This is a genomic window from Stutzerimonas stutzeri KOS6 (genome assembly GCF_000307775.2).
Classification (GTDB): domain Bacteria; phylum Pseudomonadota; class Gammaproteobacteria; order Pseudomonadales; family Pseudomonadaceae; genus Stutzerimonas; species Stutzerimonas stutzeri_B.
The window spans coordinates 2,384,768-2,398,319 of the sequence record NZ_KK020676.1; the positions used below are offsets into that span (position 1 = coordinate 2,384,768).

The following is a 13,552-nucleotide window of genomic DNA, read 5'->3' on the forward strand; positions in this document are numbered from 1 at the left end:
TACACCCAAAGCAGCGTCAGCCGATACCGCCGGGCAGCGACACGGGAACGCACGGAAAAGTGGACGTCTGGGGAGATACCGCTTCTGACCGGCGACGGCAGAAACCGGCGAAGCCGCTCAGCGTTGCTGCCAGCGTGCATCCGGGGCGTCGCCATTGGCGACGACTCGCCAGCCACCAACCGCGGTACGCAGTGCCTGCATCTGTTCGGCGAGGCGGTCAGCCCGGAGCGCCGCCATCGCGCGCGCCACCGCAGCTGGATGCTCGGGACCGCAGCCGGCCAGCCGGGCTTGCCAGATTCGTTCGGCACGTCGGCGCAGATCGCTGCCTGGAGCCTGTGTAGAGTCATCGCCGGCCGCACCCGCTATCTGGGTATCCAGGCTGCCGGCGAACGCCTCGAGAAAGGCCTCGATATGCAGCAGTATTTCTCCAGCTGACGCACTCGGGGACTGCACGGCGAAAACGATACCCATGTGTTCGCCGAATTGACGGAAGCCGGAAAAAACGGCGTAGCCGAGCTGCAGCTCGCTGCGCAGGCGGCGGAAGAATGCACCTTCCATCAGCCGCGCCAGTTGTCGCCAGGCCGCCTCGACAGCCACCGAGCGCGCCGGCAACGGGCAGAACAGGACCAGGGCGCTCTCTTCGGCGGGGGTGCCGAAGCGCGACCACAGATAGCGAGGCGCAGCCTCGCCCGCCTCCGCCTCATCGCAGGCCTGGGGAATACCGGGCAGCGCTCGCAATACCGCCTGCAATGGCCCGCTCGATCCCGAGGGCAGCCCGATGGCCAGGGCCTCCCATTGCGATCGCCGCCAGGCTTCTGTGAGTCCCGCCTGATCCATCGGCACGCGACATTCTTCTGTACCGGGTTCGAGCAGCATGGGTACACGTCGCATGAGCTGCCGAATCAGTATCTCGTCGGCTGATGGCGTCCGGCCCGCCCCATGCAGGCGATTGCCTTCGGCAAACGCATCGACCGGCGGCGCTTGCAGCACTTCGAGCAGATCACGCAGCACAAGCGGTAGCGCCTCGGCATAGCCGATCAGTGCCAGGCACCAGCTGCGGCCATAATCATCGAAGCGCACCTCGACTCCGGCCTGGGCGGCTGCCAGGGTAAACGGCCGCAGCGCGGCCTGCAGCGTATGCCAGAGCTCGGCGAGCGGCAGGTTTGCGGCAAAGCGCCAACGCAGGTAGAGCACCGCCTGCTGGTCTGTACTGCCCTCATGATCGAGCCAGTGCAGCGCCGGCAAGCGCACAGGCGCCACGCATGGCGCCAGCCGCTCGCTCAGCCAGCGGTTGTGTGCAGGCAGGCGCCAGCTCCGTGTCCGATTCGCCGCGTCCGACAACGGCTCCTTTGCCAGTTCCAGGACGAAGCCGCTTGTCGCTGCAACGATCGGCTCGTCCCCTGTGGGCTGATCGCTGCCAACCGTCAGGATGATCGGCCGCAGGCTGCCCAGGCGTATGCCCAGGGTCTTGAATGCCAACTGCACGCCAGCAGAGTCGGTGGACGGCCGCCAGGCTGCGGGATCGATCCAGTAGCGCAAGCGCGCCAGCGGCTCCTTGCCCAGCAATCCACGCTCGCGGATCTGCACGTATTCATCCCAGACCTGCGACCAGGCCGCCTGAGAAGTCATGAACCGCAGCCAGTCGCGAAGCACAGCGACGACCTGCCCGCGTGCGGCCATGCCCTGCTCGGTCAGCTGCAGCTGGAAAATGACCACGCCCTGTCGGTCATGCCAGTAAGGCACACGCAGCGCCGCCGCCTCGCACCAGCCAGCCTGGCGCAATGCGGCCAGCAGACTGTCGGGCGCCTGTGAAGCCAGCCAGACGCCGAGCACGTCCAGCGCCAGGCACACTTCGTCCGGCATCTCGTCCAGGGCAAATGCCAGGTCCAGACAGGGCCGAGCGACGCTGACCTTCAGCCGCAACGAGGCACCGCTGTCGGCCCGCAATGGCACGACCGGCCTAGGCACCGGTGGTGCGACGGGAAGCCGGCATTCGGCGCAGTCCAGCAGTACCCGCAACGACTCCAGACTGCAGGGCGCCGCGACCAGCAGTTCGATCTGCCCGCTGTGATAGAAGCGCCGGTGGTAGTCCTGCAGGGCCTGCTGGAATAGCGGATCTTCCACCGGCAACGTCTCGCGATTGCCCGCGTGAAAGCCACTGAAGGGATGCGCCGAGCTCAACGCCGTGCCGACTGCGGCATCGCACAGTGTGTCGCGGTCGCGGCCACGCGCCAGGAACTCGGCCTGCAACACCTCACGCTCACGCAATTGTGCGGCGGGATCCAGCAACGGCCGGGCCAGCATGTCGAGCAACCGCTTGAGCGCTTCGCCAAAGGCTTCGGCAGGCACCTGGAAGAAATAGTCGGTGTGCCGCTCGCGGGTCGATGCGTTCAGCTGGCCGGCACAGCCTTGCACGAACGGCATCAGGCTCCGGGTCGGCGGATAGGCTTCACTGCCCAGAAACAGCAAATGCTCGAGAAAGTGCGCCAGCCCCGGGTATTGGCCCGGGGCATCGTGTGCGCCGGCCTGCACGCGCACCAGCGCTGCAGCCTGGCTGCCGGCCGGCAGCGAAACGAAACCCAGGCGCAGCCCGCCAGGCAGCATCGTCCGCTGTGGCGGCAAGGATGATGGATAGCCGGCTGAATTCATGGATTGCTCCCGTGGCACCAGACGACCGCTTGCATCGCTCAGGTATCCAGCTGGCCGGCGAGAAACTGTCGCAGCCGCCGCTGCATCAGCTTGCCCGAGCTGCCCAGGCATGCGACGGCCGTGCCGGCCAGCGCCTCACGGCCAAGCTCGGCCGCCTCGCCGGCCAGGGCCAGCGGGCAATCGACACCGAGCGACAACCTGTTGAGCTGACGCAGCTGCGCCTCGCTATGCGGCACGTTGGAAAACAGGACCAGCGCCTGAGGCTTGATCTTGCCGCAGACCAGCGTCAACTCTTCGAGGGGCTGCCCGATGGGCAGCACGCTGACGGCCAGGCTGTCGCCGCTCAACATCAACCCTGCGACCAGCAGTTCCAGTTCCCGACACTGTCCCGGCATCGCAGCCAGCAGTACGCGCTCAACCGAGTGATTGCGCGCCAGTTGCAACCGTTGCAGCAGCCGCGCCCGCAGAAACGCATCGAGGAACAACCATTCACTGGTACGCCCGAACTCATCCTGGCGCAGCAGCAACTGCTGCCAAAGCGGCAACAGCACATCCTGAAACACCACGGCCTGTGGATAGGTGGAGAATATCTGACCGTAAACCTGCTCCAGGCGGGCTTCGTCGAAACCGCCCACAGCATTGCGCAGCAACTCTTGCCATTCTTCCCATTCACTGCCGGTCGTGGCGACTGGCTCGTCGGCTTCACGGCTGGCAGCGCTGCGGGCCAGGATGCTGCCCACCTTGCTCACTGCCACGCCCCGTTCGGTCCAGGCCAGGATGCTACGCACAGCCTCGACATCGGCCATCGAATAAAGCCGGTGGCCGCTGTCCGTGCGCGTCGGCCGGATCAAGCCGTAGCGGCGCTCCCACGCCCGCAGCGTGACAGGATTGACGCCAGTCAGGCGAGAAACCTCGCGTATCGGAAACAGATCCTGCTGACTGAGCGCGTTCGCAGCGAGGGTCGAAGCGGCTGAAGAATCGCTCATGAGGGCGGCTCGTTGAAGAAGGAATACGGCGATTGTAACTCAGCGTTTCCCGTCATACCCTCTACAAACATTGTACAAATGCGAGACGCGATAAAATGCTGCCCGATCTCCCGCTGACGCTTTACGTCGATCGCGCCTGTCCGCTGTGCGCACGCGAAGTCCGCTGGCTGGAGCGCCAAGCCGACCCTGCACGGCTGTTGCTGGTGGATATCAGTGCTGCGGACTTCGACACCGACGGGCTCGGTCGCGATCAGGCCCAGCTGCGTCGCCGCCTGCATGCGCGCAGCGCCAGCGGACAATGGCTCACCGGGGTTGACGCGACCTACTGGAGCTGGCGTCTCGCCGGGCATGGCTTCTGGGCCGCCCCACTGGGCTGGAAGCTGCTGCGCCCCCTGTTGTTGCCGGCTTACGGCCTGTTCAGCGTGTTGCGACCACACCTGGACTGGCTGCCCCACCCCGATGGTTCCAGCCGCTGCGGCGCGCAGTGCCGCAGCGCGCAGCCACCTTCGTCCACGTCCGACAGGCCGGAAGAAGGCTCCTAGTGGCCTGCTTGACTGATTCAGCTGGGCGATATCGGCTTGAGGCTCCGATACGGCGTTGCCGCTGCTCCCATAGGCCAGCCATGAATCGTCGCGGCGCCTCGTCTCAGCGCCTGCTGGATCCGAGCTCGAGACAACAGATCTAACCGCACAGGCCACTAGTCCCGAGCAGAAAGCGCAATCATCAGGCCGTCGCCGGATTCCGTACAGGCCGGGCGACCGATCATCTCGTCGTGGCTCACCGCCTGACGCCAGTAGACCTCGCGCACCCCGCAAGCGTGCAGTGTGCGCTTCAGGCTGCCCTGCTCGTGCCAGACAGTACGATCGCCCGCGACGAACTGCCTTCGACGCCCGGCGCTATCGATCACCCAGGCGCTGTAGCCGCAACAGCGCAAGCCGTGGAGCTCGACTCGCACGATCTGGCCCCGGCACAGCGCGAAACGCAGTCCTAGCCTCGACAGTTTGTTTTTCAAGCGCGCAATACCTATACAGAGTCAGTTTCGACGCGAAGCAGGTGTAACGCAGCTTCCTCAAGAACGCCGCAGCCTGGCGCGTCCCCAGCTGTAATGCAGAATATTCCTATACATTTAATTGTACAAAAAATAATATTCGTATAGCTTTATCTCATCCGGCGCGACTACCGCGCCGCCACCTCATCGACTGCAATCGCAGCTAATCGCAGGAAAGGAACCCGTCATGAACGATCTGCCTGGTCACTACCGAGAAATACTCTCCGGGGTAGGCGAGAACCCTGAGCGCGAAGGTCTGCGCGATACACCGCAGCGCGCGGCGAAGGCCATGCAGTACCTGTGCGGCGGCTACAACCGCAGCCTCGAAGAAGTGGTAAACGGGGCGTTGTTCGCCTCGGACAACGACGAAATGGTCATCGTCAAGGACATCGAGCTGTACTCGCTGTGCGAGCACCACATCCTGCCATTCATCGGCAAGGCGCATGTGGCCTACATCCCCACCGGACGCGTGCTGGGTCTGTCCAAGGTGGCGCGGATCGTCGACATGTACGCCCGCCGGTTGCAGATTCAGGAGAACCTGACCCGGCAGATCGCCGAAGCCATCCAGGAAGTCACCGGTGCCTCCGGAGTCGCCGTCGTCATCGAGGCCAAGCACATGTGCATGATGATGCGCGGCGTCGAGAAGCAGAATTCGGTCATGAACACCTCGGTGATGCTCGGCGCCTTCCGGACCTCCTGCAACACGCGCATGGAGTTCCTGCAATTGATCGGGAGGGGTCAGTGATGCCACGCCTCGAGCCAGGCATGGCGCGCATCCGGGTGAAAGATCTGCGTCTGCGCACCTACATCGGCATCAACGAAGACGAGATCCTCAACCGCCAGGATGTACTGATCAATCTCACCATTCTCTATGGTGCCGTCGAAGCGGTGCGTGAAAACGACATCGAGCAGGCGCTCAACTATCGCACCATCACCAAGGCGATCATTGGCCATGTGGAGCAGAACCGCTTCGCCCTGCTCGAACGCATGACCCAGGAGATCCTCGACCTGGTCATGGCCCATCCGGCGGTCAGCTATGCCGAAGTGGAAGTCGACAAGCCCCATGCGCTGCGCTTCGCCGATTCTGTATCCATCACGCTTGCCGGCAGCCGCTGAGCCCTGGCCATGAACAGCCGATCCGTTGCCGCCCTGGCCTGCCTGCTGTGGCTGTTGCCGCCCGTCGTATCCGCCGACTGGCGTGACGCAGTGCCGGACGCCAGGCTGGTCGGCGAAGGTCAACTGCGCTTCTTCGGCTTCCGCATCTATGACGCACGGCTGTGGAGCAGTTCCACGCCAGTGCGGCCCGATACACCCTTCGCCCTTGAGCTGACCTACCACCGGGCCATCGGTCGGGACGACTTCGTGCGCACCAGCCTGGAGGAAATCCAGCGCTTGTCCGGTGCATCCGTCGGTGCCGCGCGGCTGGCCCGGTGGCAGGCGGAAATGCAGCAGGCCTTCGTCGATGTGCGGCCGAACGAACGTATTACCGGCGTTTTCCTGCCAGGACGCGGCTGCCGTTTTTACGTCAACGACCGCCTGCAGCACGAGGTGGCAGATCCGGCATTTGCCGATGCCTTCTTCGCCATCTGGCTTGATCCGCGCAGCCGCGACCAGAAACTGCGGCGCAATCTGCTGGGTGAGCGGTGAAAAGCCCGGCGTTGGCCGCCTACGCCGCACTGGGCCTGCCGATGGCCATGGCGATGTTGCCGATCTATGTACTGCTGCCGAACTTCTATGCAGCGGATCTCGGCCTCGGCCTGACGTTGACTGGCACCGTCCTGTTCCTGGCACGGCTGCTGGATACGCTGCAGGACCCCTGGCTCGGCCGCCTGATGGACCGCCGATCTGCCCGTGGCTGGAATCTGCTAATGGGCGGATCGGCAGTATTGTTGAGCGCGACGATGGCGGCCCTGTTGATCCCGCCCGAAGGGCTCGACCGCTTCGGCCTCGCCGCCTGGCTCGCGGTCCTCCTGGCACTTACCTACACCCTGCACAGCCTGATCAACATCACCTATCTGGCCTGGGGCGCACGATTGTCCGACCGGCCGCAGCTTCGCACGCGAGTGACTGCCTGGCGGGAGGGTGCCGGCCTGCTCGGCGTGATCATTGCCAGCGTGCTGCCCGCGACACTGGCAGCGAGGTACGGCATGGCAGCCGCGCTCGGCATATTCGCCGTGACTTTCGCGCTGTTGCTGGGCATCGGCACCAGCACGCTGCTATTCGCAGCGCCAAGACCACAGCGTGAGCCGCCTGCTCCATCGCCAGGCAGCGGTCGGCCGCTGCGAAACCCGGCGTTCCGATGGCTGGCCGGCGTGTATTTCATCAATGCGGTGGCGGTGGCGATTCCTGCCACGCTGGCGCTGTTCTTCATCGCTGATCGCCTGCAACTGACGAACCTGACGGGCCTGTTCCTGGCGCTGTATTTCGCCAGCGGGGCGCTGGGCCTGCCGCTGTGGACCCGCCTGGCAGATCGGCTGGGCAAGTGGCAGAGCTGGCGAATCGGCATGCTCACCGCCTGCGCCGCCTTCATCTGGGCGGTGCTGCTCGAACCCGGCTCCGCCTGGGCCTATGCCGGCGTTTGCCTGATGTCCGGTCTCGCCCTGGGCGCGGACCTGGCGCTGCCGCCAGCACTGCTCGCCGACATCATCCCGCCCGATCAACGCGACTCCACCGCTGCCTATTTCGGCCTGTGGAGTCTGCTCGGAAAGTTGGCGCTGGCGCTTGCCGGCCTTGCTCTGCCGCTTCTGGCCTTGACGAACTATCAGCCTGGCTCGCCGGCTGGCTGGAATCTCGCCCTGGTCTACGCCGGGCTGCCCTGCCTGCTGAAACTGCTGGCGGCGCGGCTGCTCACATCCATGCCCAATGGAGAACCGACACCATGAAAAAGATAATGATCCTGGCTTTTTGTCTGTTGCTGCTGAGCTGTACCGCCGTCGACGTCGAACGCTACCGCAACGAGACACCCCAGCTGGACATGCGTGACTACTTCGTCGGCCGGCTCGATGCCTGGGGCATGTTCCAGAAGCGCTCCGGCGAAGTGGTCAAGCGTTTCCATGTGGCGCTCACCGGCAGCCTCGATGGCGACAGGCTGATTCTCGACGAGCGCTTCCGCTACAGCGACGGCACCACCCAGCGGCGCGTCTGGACGCTGACGGAAACCAGCCCCGGCAGCTGGCGCGGCACCGCCGCCGATGTCGTAGGCGAGGCGCGTGGCGAGGTCGTCGGCAACACCCTGCACTGGCGCTACGTGCTGAGCCTGCCGGTGGATGACAAGGTATACGAGGTCGACATGGACGACTGGATGTACCTGATCGACGAGGACACCCTGGCCAATCGCTCGTTCATGAGCAAGTTCGGCGTCGAAGTCGGCCAGGTGACGCTGTTCTTCCGCAAACGGAACGACTGAGCAGCGCATCGCCTGCTTGCGGCAAGGCACTGATCGAGCCAAGTTGTTCTAGAATGCGCCGCATGCCCCTTCAGGATGTCGTCACATGATCAATGCCAAGCTGCTGCAACTGGTTATCGAAGCCTCCAACGACGGGATCGTGGTCGCCGAGCAGGAAGGCGACGACAACATCCTGATCTACGCCAACCCGGCGTTCGAGCGGCTGACCGGTTACGCAGTCGATGACATCCTCTATCGCGACTGCCGTTTCCTGCAGGGCGAAGACCGTGACCAACCAGCGCTCCAGGCTATCCGCGAGGCCGTCAAGAGCAACCGGCCGTGCCGCCAGATCATCCGCAACTACCGCAAGGACGGCACGCCATTCTGGAACGAGCTGTCGATCACGCCGGTATTCAACGAGGCGGATCAGCTGACCTATTTCATCGGCATCCAGAAGGACGTCACCACGCAAGTCGATGCCTTGCAGCGGGTCGAAGCGCTCGAAGCCGAGATCCGCGAGCTCAGGTTGCAGCTCGCCCGGTCCCAGACAGACTGATCAGCACCGGTCGGCCGCCTCACGCGCTGAGCGTCCTATGTACAGACTCCCGGGGCCGTTACCGTCGGGCCGACTGATTGTGCAATACTGGCAAACCGCCATTTCACCACTCCTGTTGTGGGCATTGCGCTCTGGGATGATGTCTTGACCATAAATGCCGTTGTTGAAAACGCGGTCACGCTGCTCGCGCTGTGCTGGCTGCTCGCATTTACCACCCGCAACTGGAACCAGAGCAGACAGCTCTCTACCAGGCTGCTCGCCGGACTCTGGTTCGGCAGCGCCTGCATTTTCGGCATGCTGACCACCAGTGTCGGCCAGACCGAGATCGTCGTAGACGCCCGTACCGTGGTGCTGAGCATGGCGGGCCTGTTCGGCGGACCACTGGTAGCCGGCATCGCCGGTATTCTCGCGGCCGGCTATCGCCTGTGGATGGGCGGACCGGGCGTCGTTCCGGGGCTCGCCAACATCCTGCTCCCGATCCTGCTCGGGCTTGCCTACCGATACGCTTACCGTCGGCGCTTGCTCGGCATCGGGTTCTGGCAGCTACTGGGGTTCGGTCTGCTGCTGCACTTGGCCATGCTGGGACTGGTCGCATTGCTGCTGCCCAACCCGCTGGGCGTCGCTGCAGTGAAGGAAATCGCCCTTGTGGTGCTGCTGACCCTGCCGCTGGCGACCGCAATCCTCGGCGTGCTGCTCGACGATCTGCTCGAACGGGATCGGACCGAACAGGCACTGAGAGAAAGCGAAGCAAGGCTGCGGGCCATTGCCGAAGCCATCCCCGATCCCCTGCTGGTGATCGATGAAGACGGCCGCTGCGTCGATATCATCTGTTCCGAGCGCAACGCGCTGTATAGCGATGCCAGCCTGTTGCTGCACAAGAGCCTGCAGGACGTGCTGCCGCAAGCCGAAGTGCGCCGCTTTCGCGACTTCATCCAGCAGACGCTCGACAGCCATGCGCCGCAGTTGATCGAATACAGCCTGCCGACTCGGGTCGGCCAACGGACATTCGAAGGCCGCGCGCTGCCGCTGGAACAGCCATGCGGCGAGAAGCGTGCAGTGGTCTGGCTGAGCCGCGATATCACCGAACGAGTGAATACCGAGCTGGAGCGCAGGATCGCCGCGATCGCCTTCGAGTCGCAGCAAGGCATGCTGATCACCGATGCGCAGAATCACATCCTGCGGGTCAACGGTGCGTTCAGTCGAATCAGTGGCTACAGCGCCGAAGAAGCCATCGGCAAGACCACCGCCCTGCTCGCATCCGGCAAGCACGATTCCGAGTTCTACCGCGCCATGTGGTCAAGCATCGCGACTACCGGCGTCTGGGAAGGAGAAATCTGGAACCGTCGCAAGAACGGCGACATCTTCCCCGAGTGGCTGACGATCAGCACGGTACGCAACGCCGAAGGCGAGGTCAGCCACTATGTCGCGGCATTCACCGATATCACCGATCGCAAGATGGCCGAAGAGCGCATTCACAACCTGGCGTTCTACGACCCGCTCACCGGCCTGCCCAACCGTCGGCTGCTGCTGGATCGGCTGCACCAGGCGATAGCGGCCAGCCGACGCAGCAGCCAGCTCGGCGCGCTGATGTTCATCGACCTCGACAACTTCAAGAACATCAACGATCTGCATGGACACCAGACCGGCGATCAGGTCCTGCGTATCGCGGCCGAACGCCTGCAGAACGACGTGCGCGGCAGCGATACCGTGGCTCGCCAGGGGGGCGACGAGTTCGTGGTGATGATCGAGAACCTCGGCTTCGACCCGCTACGGGCAGCGTCCCGGGCCGAGCACGTCGGCATGAAGCTACTCGACTCGCTGGACAGGCCGTACCGCGTCGACGACCTCCGCCTGTACAGCAGCGCGAGTATCGGCGTGGTGCTGTTCGGCGCGGAGGTCAGCAGCAGCGACGAATTGATGAAACGCGCCGACATGTCGATGTACGAAGCCAAGATATCCGGCAAGAATGCACTGCGCTTCTTCGACCCACGCATGCAACTGGCGGTACAGGAGCGCCTGCGACTGGAGGATGAAATTCGCCAGGGGCTGAACAACGGCGAATTCGTGCTGCACTTCCAGCCACAACTGGAACAGAACGACGGCATCGTCGGCGCAGAAGCACTGGTGCGCTGGCAGCACCCACGACGCGGCCTGCTGGCACCGGGCGCGTTCATCGCTCAGGCCGAACAGGCCGGGCTTATCCACCTGCTGGATCAACAGGTGCTGCGCAAGGCGTGCGACCAATTGGCCCAGTGGGCGAAAGCGCCGGCATTCGCCGAACTCACACTGTCGGTCAATCTCAGTGCGCACCTGTTGTATCAGGACAACTTCATAGACAGCCTGCTCGAACTGCTGCAAGGCAGCGGCGCCAATCCGGCCAGGCTCAAGCTCGAGCTGACCGAAACACTGCTACTGGACAACATGCCCGAGGCCATCGCGCGGATGAAGCTACTCAAGCAGCACGGCATCCGCTTCGCCATCGACGATTTCGGTACGGGCTACTCCTCGATGAGCTACCTTCAGCAACTTCCTCTCGACCAGTTGAAGATCGATCAGACCTTCACTCGCCGCCTGCCCGGTGATGCCAGCAGCCTGACCATCGTTCGCGCCATCTGCGCGCTGGCCACCGGATTGGGCCTGGAAGTGATTGCCGAGGGCGTCGAAAACGCCGCCCAGCACGAGATGCTGCTCAGCAATGGCTGCCATCATTACCAGGGTTATCTGTTCGGCAAGCCGCTTCCGCTCAGCGAGTTCGAACGAATGGTTCTCGACCAGACAAGATGAACGGCAGATACCTGCCAGGAGGAAGGCGCCCGCAGACGCGCCGTCTCCTCCAGCAGATCAAAGCGCCAGCGGTGCGCGGTTGCAGAGCGTGACCAGCGCCTGCACCCAGTCTTCGTGGGTATTCAGGCAAGGCACCAGCACCAGTTCCTCGCCCCCGGCTTCGACGAACTGCTCGCGGCCACGGTCGCCGATTTCTTCCAGCGTTTCGATGCAGTCGGAAACGAAGGCCGGGCACATCACCAGCAACCTCTTCACGCCCTGCCCGGCCAGCTCGTCCAGACGCGTTTCGGTATAGGGCTCGATCCATTTGGCCCGCCCCAGGCGCGACTGGAAGGAAACCGACCACTGATCGTCACGCAACCCGGCCCGGGCCGCGAAACCCGCCGCCGTGCGCATGCACTGCGCGCGATAACAACCGGCCAGCACTTCACCTTCGGCGCGCTGACAACAATCGTCACGCTTGAGACAGTGCGAGCCCGTCGGATCGGTCTTGTGCAGGTGGCGCTCGGGCAGTCCATGAAAACTCAGCAGCAGATGGTCGAACGGCTGCTGCAGATGCGGCCTGGCGCTGGCGGCCAGTGCTTCGAGGTATTCCGGCTGGTCATAGAAGGGCTGCAGGATCGACAACTGCACGCCCAGCCCGCGTTCGCGGATGACCCGCCGTGCCTCCTCGATGACCGTGGTGGTGGTGCTGTCGGCAAACTGCGGATACAGCGGCGCAAGCGTCACCTGGGTGATGCCCTGCCCGGCCAGGCGCGTCAGGGTGTTTTCGATGGATGGCTCGCCATAGCGCATCGCCAGCTCGACCGGGCCTTTTGTCCAGTGTGGACGTACCGCCTCCTGCAGCCGCCGACTGAGCACCACCAGCGGCGAACCTTCGGGCCACCAGATCGAGGCGTAGGCATGCGCGGACTGCTCGGGGCGCTTGACCAGGATCAGCGAGACCAGCAGACGTCGCAGCGGCCAAGGCAGATCGACCACGTAGGGATCCATCAGGAACTGATTGAGGTAACGGCGCACATCGGCGACTTCCGTGGAGGCTGGCGAACCCAGATTGACCAATAACAACGCCTGCTCTGTCATGCAACTTTCCTGACTACTGTTTTAAGGATGGCGCCCCGCTGCAAGCGGCAGGCGCGCTATTTTCACACAGGGTGCCGCCTTCAGCGATGCGTCAATAGGTCGGCCAGGGCCTGGTCCAGATCATCGAACCGGAAGCGGTAACCCTCGCCCAAAAGCCGCTGCGGCATGGCGTGCTGGCCACCGAGCAACAGCCCTGCCAGTTCGCCAAGGGACGTCTTCAACAGCACCGCCGGCACCGGCAGCAGTGTCGGGCGATGCAGGCATCGACCGAGGCTGCGCGTGAAATCGCCATTGCGCACCGGCGTCGGCGCACAGGCATTGTAGGGGCCGCTGGCCGCCGGTTGCCGCAGAAGAAAATCAATCAGGCCGATTTGATCCTCGATATGAATCCAGGGCATCCACTGCCGCCCATCGCCCAGGCGTCCACCCAGACCCAGCCGAAACACCGGCAACAGCCGCTGAAGAAAGCCGCCGTCGTGGGCCAGCACCAGTCCGGTGCGGACCAGAGCTACACGTATTCCCAGCACCGCCACTTCCATGGCGCGCTCTTCCCAGGCGTTGCACAGCTGGCTGGCGAAGTCTGCCGATACCGGCTGATCGGCTTCGCTCAAGCGATGCTCGCCGCCATCGCCGTACCAGCCCACCGCCGAACCGGAAATCATCACCGCAGGCTTCTGCTCGCGCTTGCCCAGCCACTCGACCAGCTGTTCGGTGAGCTTCACCCGGCTGTCCCACAGCAGCGCCTTGCGTGATTTGGTCCAGGGCCGGTCGGCGATCGGTGCTCCGGCCAGGTTGACCACAGCGTCCAGCATCAGCGTATCGAGTTGCTGCAGGCTGCCTATGCCCTGCACCTGCGAGCCACACAGCTGGGCAACACGGTCCGGTGTACGGCTCCACACCCACAGTCGATGTCCATCCGCCAGCCAACGCCGACACAGCGCACGGCCAATCAATCCGGTACCGCCAGTCAACAAGATGTTCATGGTGAGCTCCCGATGCGATGCAGCTGCGCGAATGGCCGCAGTTGCATTCAGCATACACCTATACATGCAAATGCGGCT

Annotated in this window: 13 protein-coding genes; 8 read left to right on the forward strand and 5 right to left on the reverse strand. The window is 64.0% G+C overall.

Going from position 1 to position 13,552, the window contains the following annotated elements:
• Nucleotides 1-117 precede the first annotated feature (117 nt).
• Together pqqF and B597_RS39020 are read right to left on the reverse strand one after the other, a co-directional pair.
• Nucleotides 118-2,649 (reverse strand): pyrroloquinoline quinone biosynthesis protein PqqF, encoded by a 2,532-nt coding sequence (gene pqqF / locus B597_RS39015; RefSeq protein WP_024162276.1) that lies wholly within the window; start codon nt 2,647-2,649, stop codon nt 118-120.
• A gap of 38 nt (nt 2,650-2,687) precedes the next feature.
• Nucleotides 2,688-3,635: a MerR family transcriptional regulator gene (locus tag B597_RS39020; RefSeq protein ID WP_024162277.1), complete on the reverse strand. Its 948-nt coding sequence runs from the start codon at nt 3,633-3,635 to the stop codon at nt 2,688-2,690.
• 95 nt (nt 3,636-3,730) lie between these two features.
• On the opposite strand from B597_RS39020, the gene B597_RS39025 reads away from it, so the two are divergent.
• Complete coding sequence (locus tag B597_RS39025) at nt 3,731-4,177, forward strand: thiol-disulfide oxidoreductase DCC family protein (RefSeq protein ID WP_024162278.1); 447 nt, start codon at nt 3,731-3,733, stop codon at nt 4,175-4,177.
• Between the two features lie 155 nt (nt 4,178-4,332).
• Here the strand turns inward: B597_RS39025 and B597_RS39030 are convergent, their stop codons facing one another.
• Nucleotides 4,333-4,647 carry a DUF6482 family protein gene (locus B597_RS39030; protein ID WP_024162279.1) on the reverse strand — a complete coding sequence of 105 codons (315 nt, stop codon included), beginning with the start codon at nt 4,645-4,647 and terminating at the stop codon, nt 4,333-4,335.
• Between the two features lie 223 nt (nt 4,648-4,870).
• Between B597_RS39030 and folE the strand changes: the two genes are divergently transcribed.
• The 7 genes from folE (at nt 4,871) to B597_RS39065 (ending at nt 11,408) form a co-directional block, all read left to right on the forward strand.
• The gene (folE, locus tag B597_RS39035) at nt 4,871-5,428 is read left to right on the forward strand and encodes a GTP cyclohydrolase I FolE (RefSeq protein ID WP_024162280.1); all 558 of its coding nucleotides are present in this window, start codon (nt 4,871-4,873) and stop codon (nt 5,426-5,428) included.
• Entirely contained in the window at nt 5,428-5,799 is a 372-nt protein-coding gene (folX, locus tag B597_RS39040) for a dihydroneopterin triphosphate 2'-epimerase (RefSeq protein WP_024162281.1), read from the forward strand. The genes folE and folX overlap by 1 nt, the downstream gene beginning before the upstream one ends.
• Nucleotides 5,800-5,808: 9 nt before the next feature.
• Nucleotides 5,809-6,330: a chalcone isomerase family protein gene (locus B597_RS39045; RefSeq protein WP_024162282.1), complete on the forward strand. Its 522-nt coding sequence runs from the start codon at nt 5,809-5,811 to the stop codon at nt 6,328-6,330.
• Nucleotides 6,327-7,565, forward strand: coding sequence for an MFS transporter (locus B597_RS39050; RefSeq protein ID WP_024162283.1), 1,239 nt, complete (start codon nt 6,327-6,329; stop codon nt 7,563-7,565). The genes B597_RS39045 and B597_RS39050 overlap by 4 nt, the downstream gene beginning before the upstream one ends.
• Nucleotides 7,562-8,089, forward strand: a complete 528-nt coding sequence (locus tag B597_RS39055) for a DUF3833 domain-containing protein (protein WP_024162284.1) — start codon at nt 7,562-7,564, stop codon at nt 8,087-8,089. The genes B597_RS39050 and B597_RS39055 overlap by 4 nt, the downstream gene beginning before the upstream one ends.
• An 85-nt stretch (nt 8,090-8,174) precedes the next feature.
• Nucleotides 8,175-8,624, forward strand: coding sequence for a PAS sensor domain-containing protein (locus B597_RS39060; protein WP_024162285.1), 450 nt, complete (start codon nt 8,175-8,177; stop codon nt 8,622-8,624).
• Between the two features lie 144 nt (nt 8,625-8,768).
• On the forward strand, nt 8,769-11,408 hold the full coding sequence (locus B597_RS39065) for an EAL domain-containing protein (protein ID WP_024162286.1): 2,640 nt from the start codon (nt 8,769-8,771) through the stop codon (nt 11,406-11,408).
• 57 nt (nt 11,409-11,465) lie between these two features.
• Here the strand turns inward: B597_RS39065 and hemH are convergent, their stop codons facing one another.
• Both hemH and B597_RS39075 read right to left on the reverse strand, forming a co-directional pair.
• Nucleotides 11,466-12,491, reverse strand: a complete 1,026-nt coding sequence (gene hemH / locus B597_RS39070; RefSeq protein ID WP_024162287.1) for a ferrochelatase — start codon at nt 12,489-12,491, stop codon at nt 11,466-11,468.
• 80 nt (nt 12,492-12,571) lie between these two features.
• The gene (locus tag B597_RS39075) at nt 12,572-13,474 is read right to left on the reverse strand and encodes a TIGR01777 family oxidoreductase (RefSeq protein ID WP_024162288.1); all 903 of its coding nucleotides are present in this window, start codon (nt 13,472-13,474) and stop codon (nt 12,572-12,574) included.
• Nucleotides 13,475-13,552: the final 78 nt, after the last annotated feature.

Coding starts and splice junctions, on each gene's coding strand:
- pqqF (WP_024162276.1), bottom strand. CDS start 2,649: ATGAATTCAGCCGGCTATCCATCATCCTTGCCGCCACAGCGGACGATG.
- B597_RS39020 (WP_024162277.1), bottom strand. CDS start 3,635: ATGAGCGATTCTTCAGCCGCTTCGACCCTCGCTGCGAACGCGCTCAGT.
- B597_RS39025 (WP_024162278.1), top strand. CDS start 3,731: ATGCTGCCCGATCTCCCGCTGACGCTTTACGTCGATCGCGCCTGTCCG.
- folE (WP_024162280.1), top strand. CDS start 4,871: ATGAACGATCTGCCTGGTCACTACCGAGAAATACTCTCCGGGGTAGGC.
- folX (WP_024162281.1), top strand. CDS start 5,428: ATGCCACGCCTCGAGCCAGGCATGGCGCGCATCCGGGTGAAAGATCTG.
- B597_RS39045 (WP_024162282.1), top strand. CDS start 5,809: ATGAACAGCCGATCCGTTGCCGCCCTGGCCTGCCTGCTGTGGCTGTTG.
- B597_RS39055 (WP_024162284.1), top strand. CDS start 7,562: ATGAAAAAGATAATGATCCTGGCTTTTTGTCTGTTGCTGCTGAGCTGT.
- B597_RS39060 (WP_024162285.1), top strand. CDS start 8,175: ATGATCAATGCCAAGCTGCTGCAACTGGTTATCGAAGCCTCCAACGAC.
- hemH (WP_024162287.1), bottom strand. CDS start 12,491: ATGACAGAGCAGGCGTTGTTATTGGTCAATCTGGGTTCGCCAGCCTCC.
- B597_RS39075 (WP_024162288.1), bottom strand. CDS start 13,474: ATGAACATCTTGTTGACTGGCGGTACCGGATTGATTGGCCGTGCGCTG.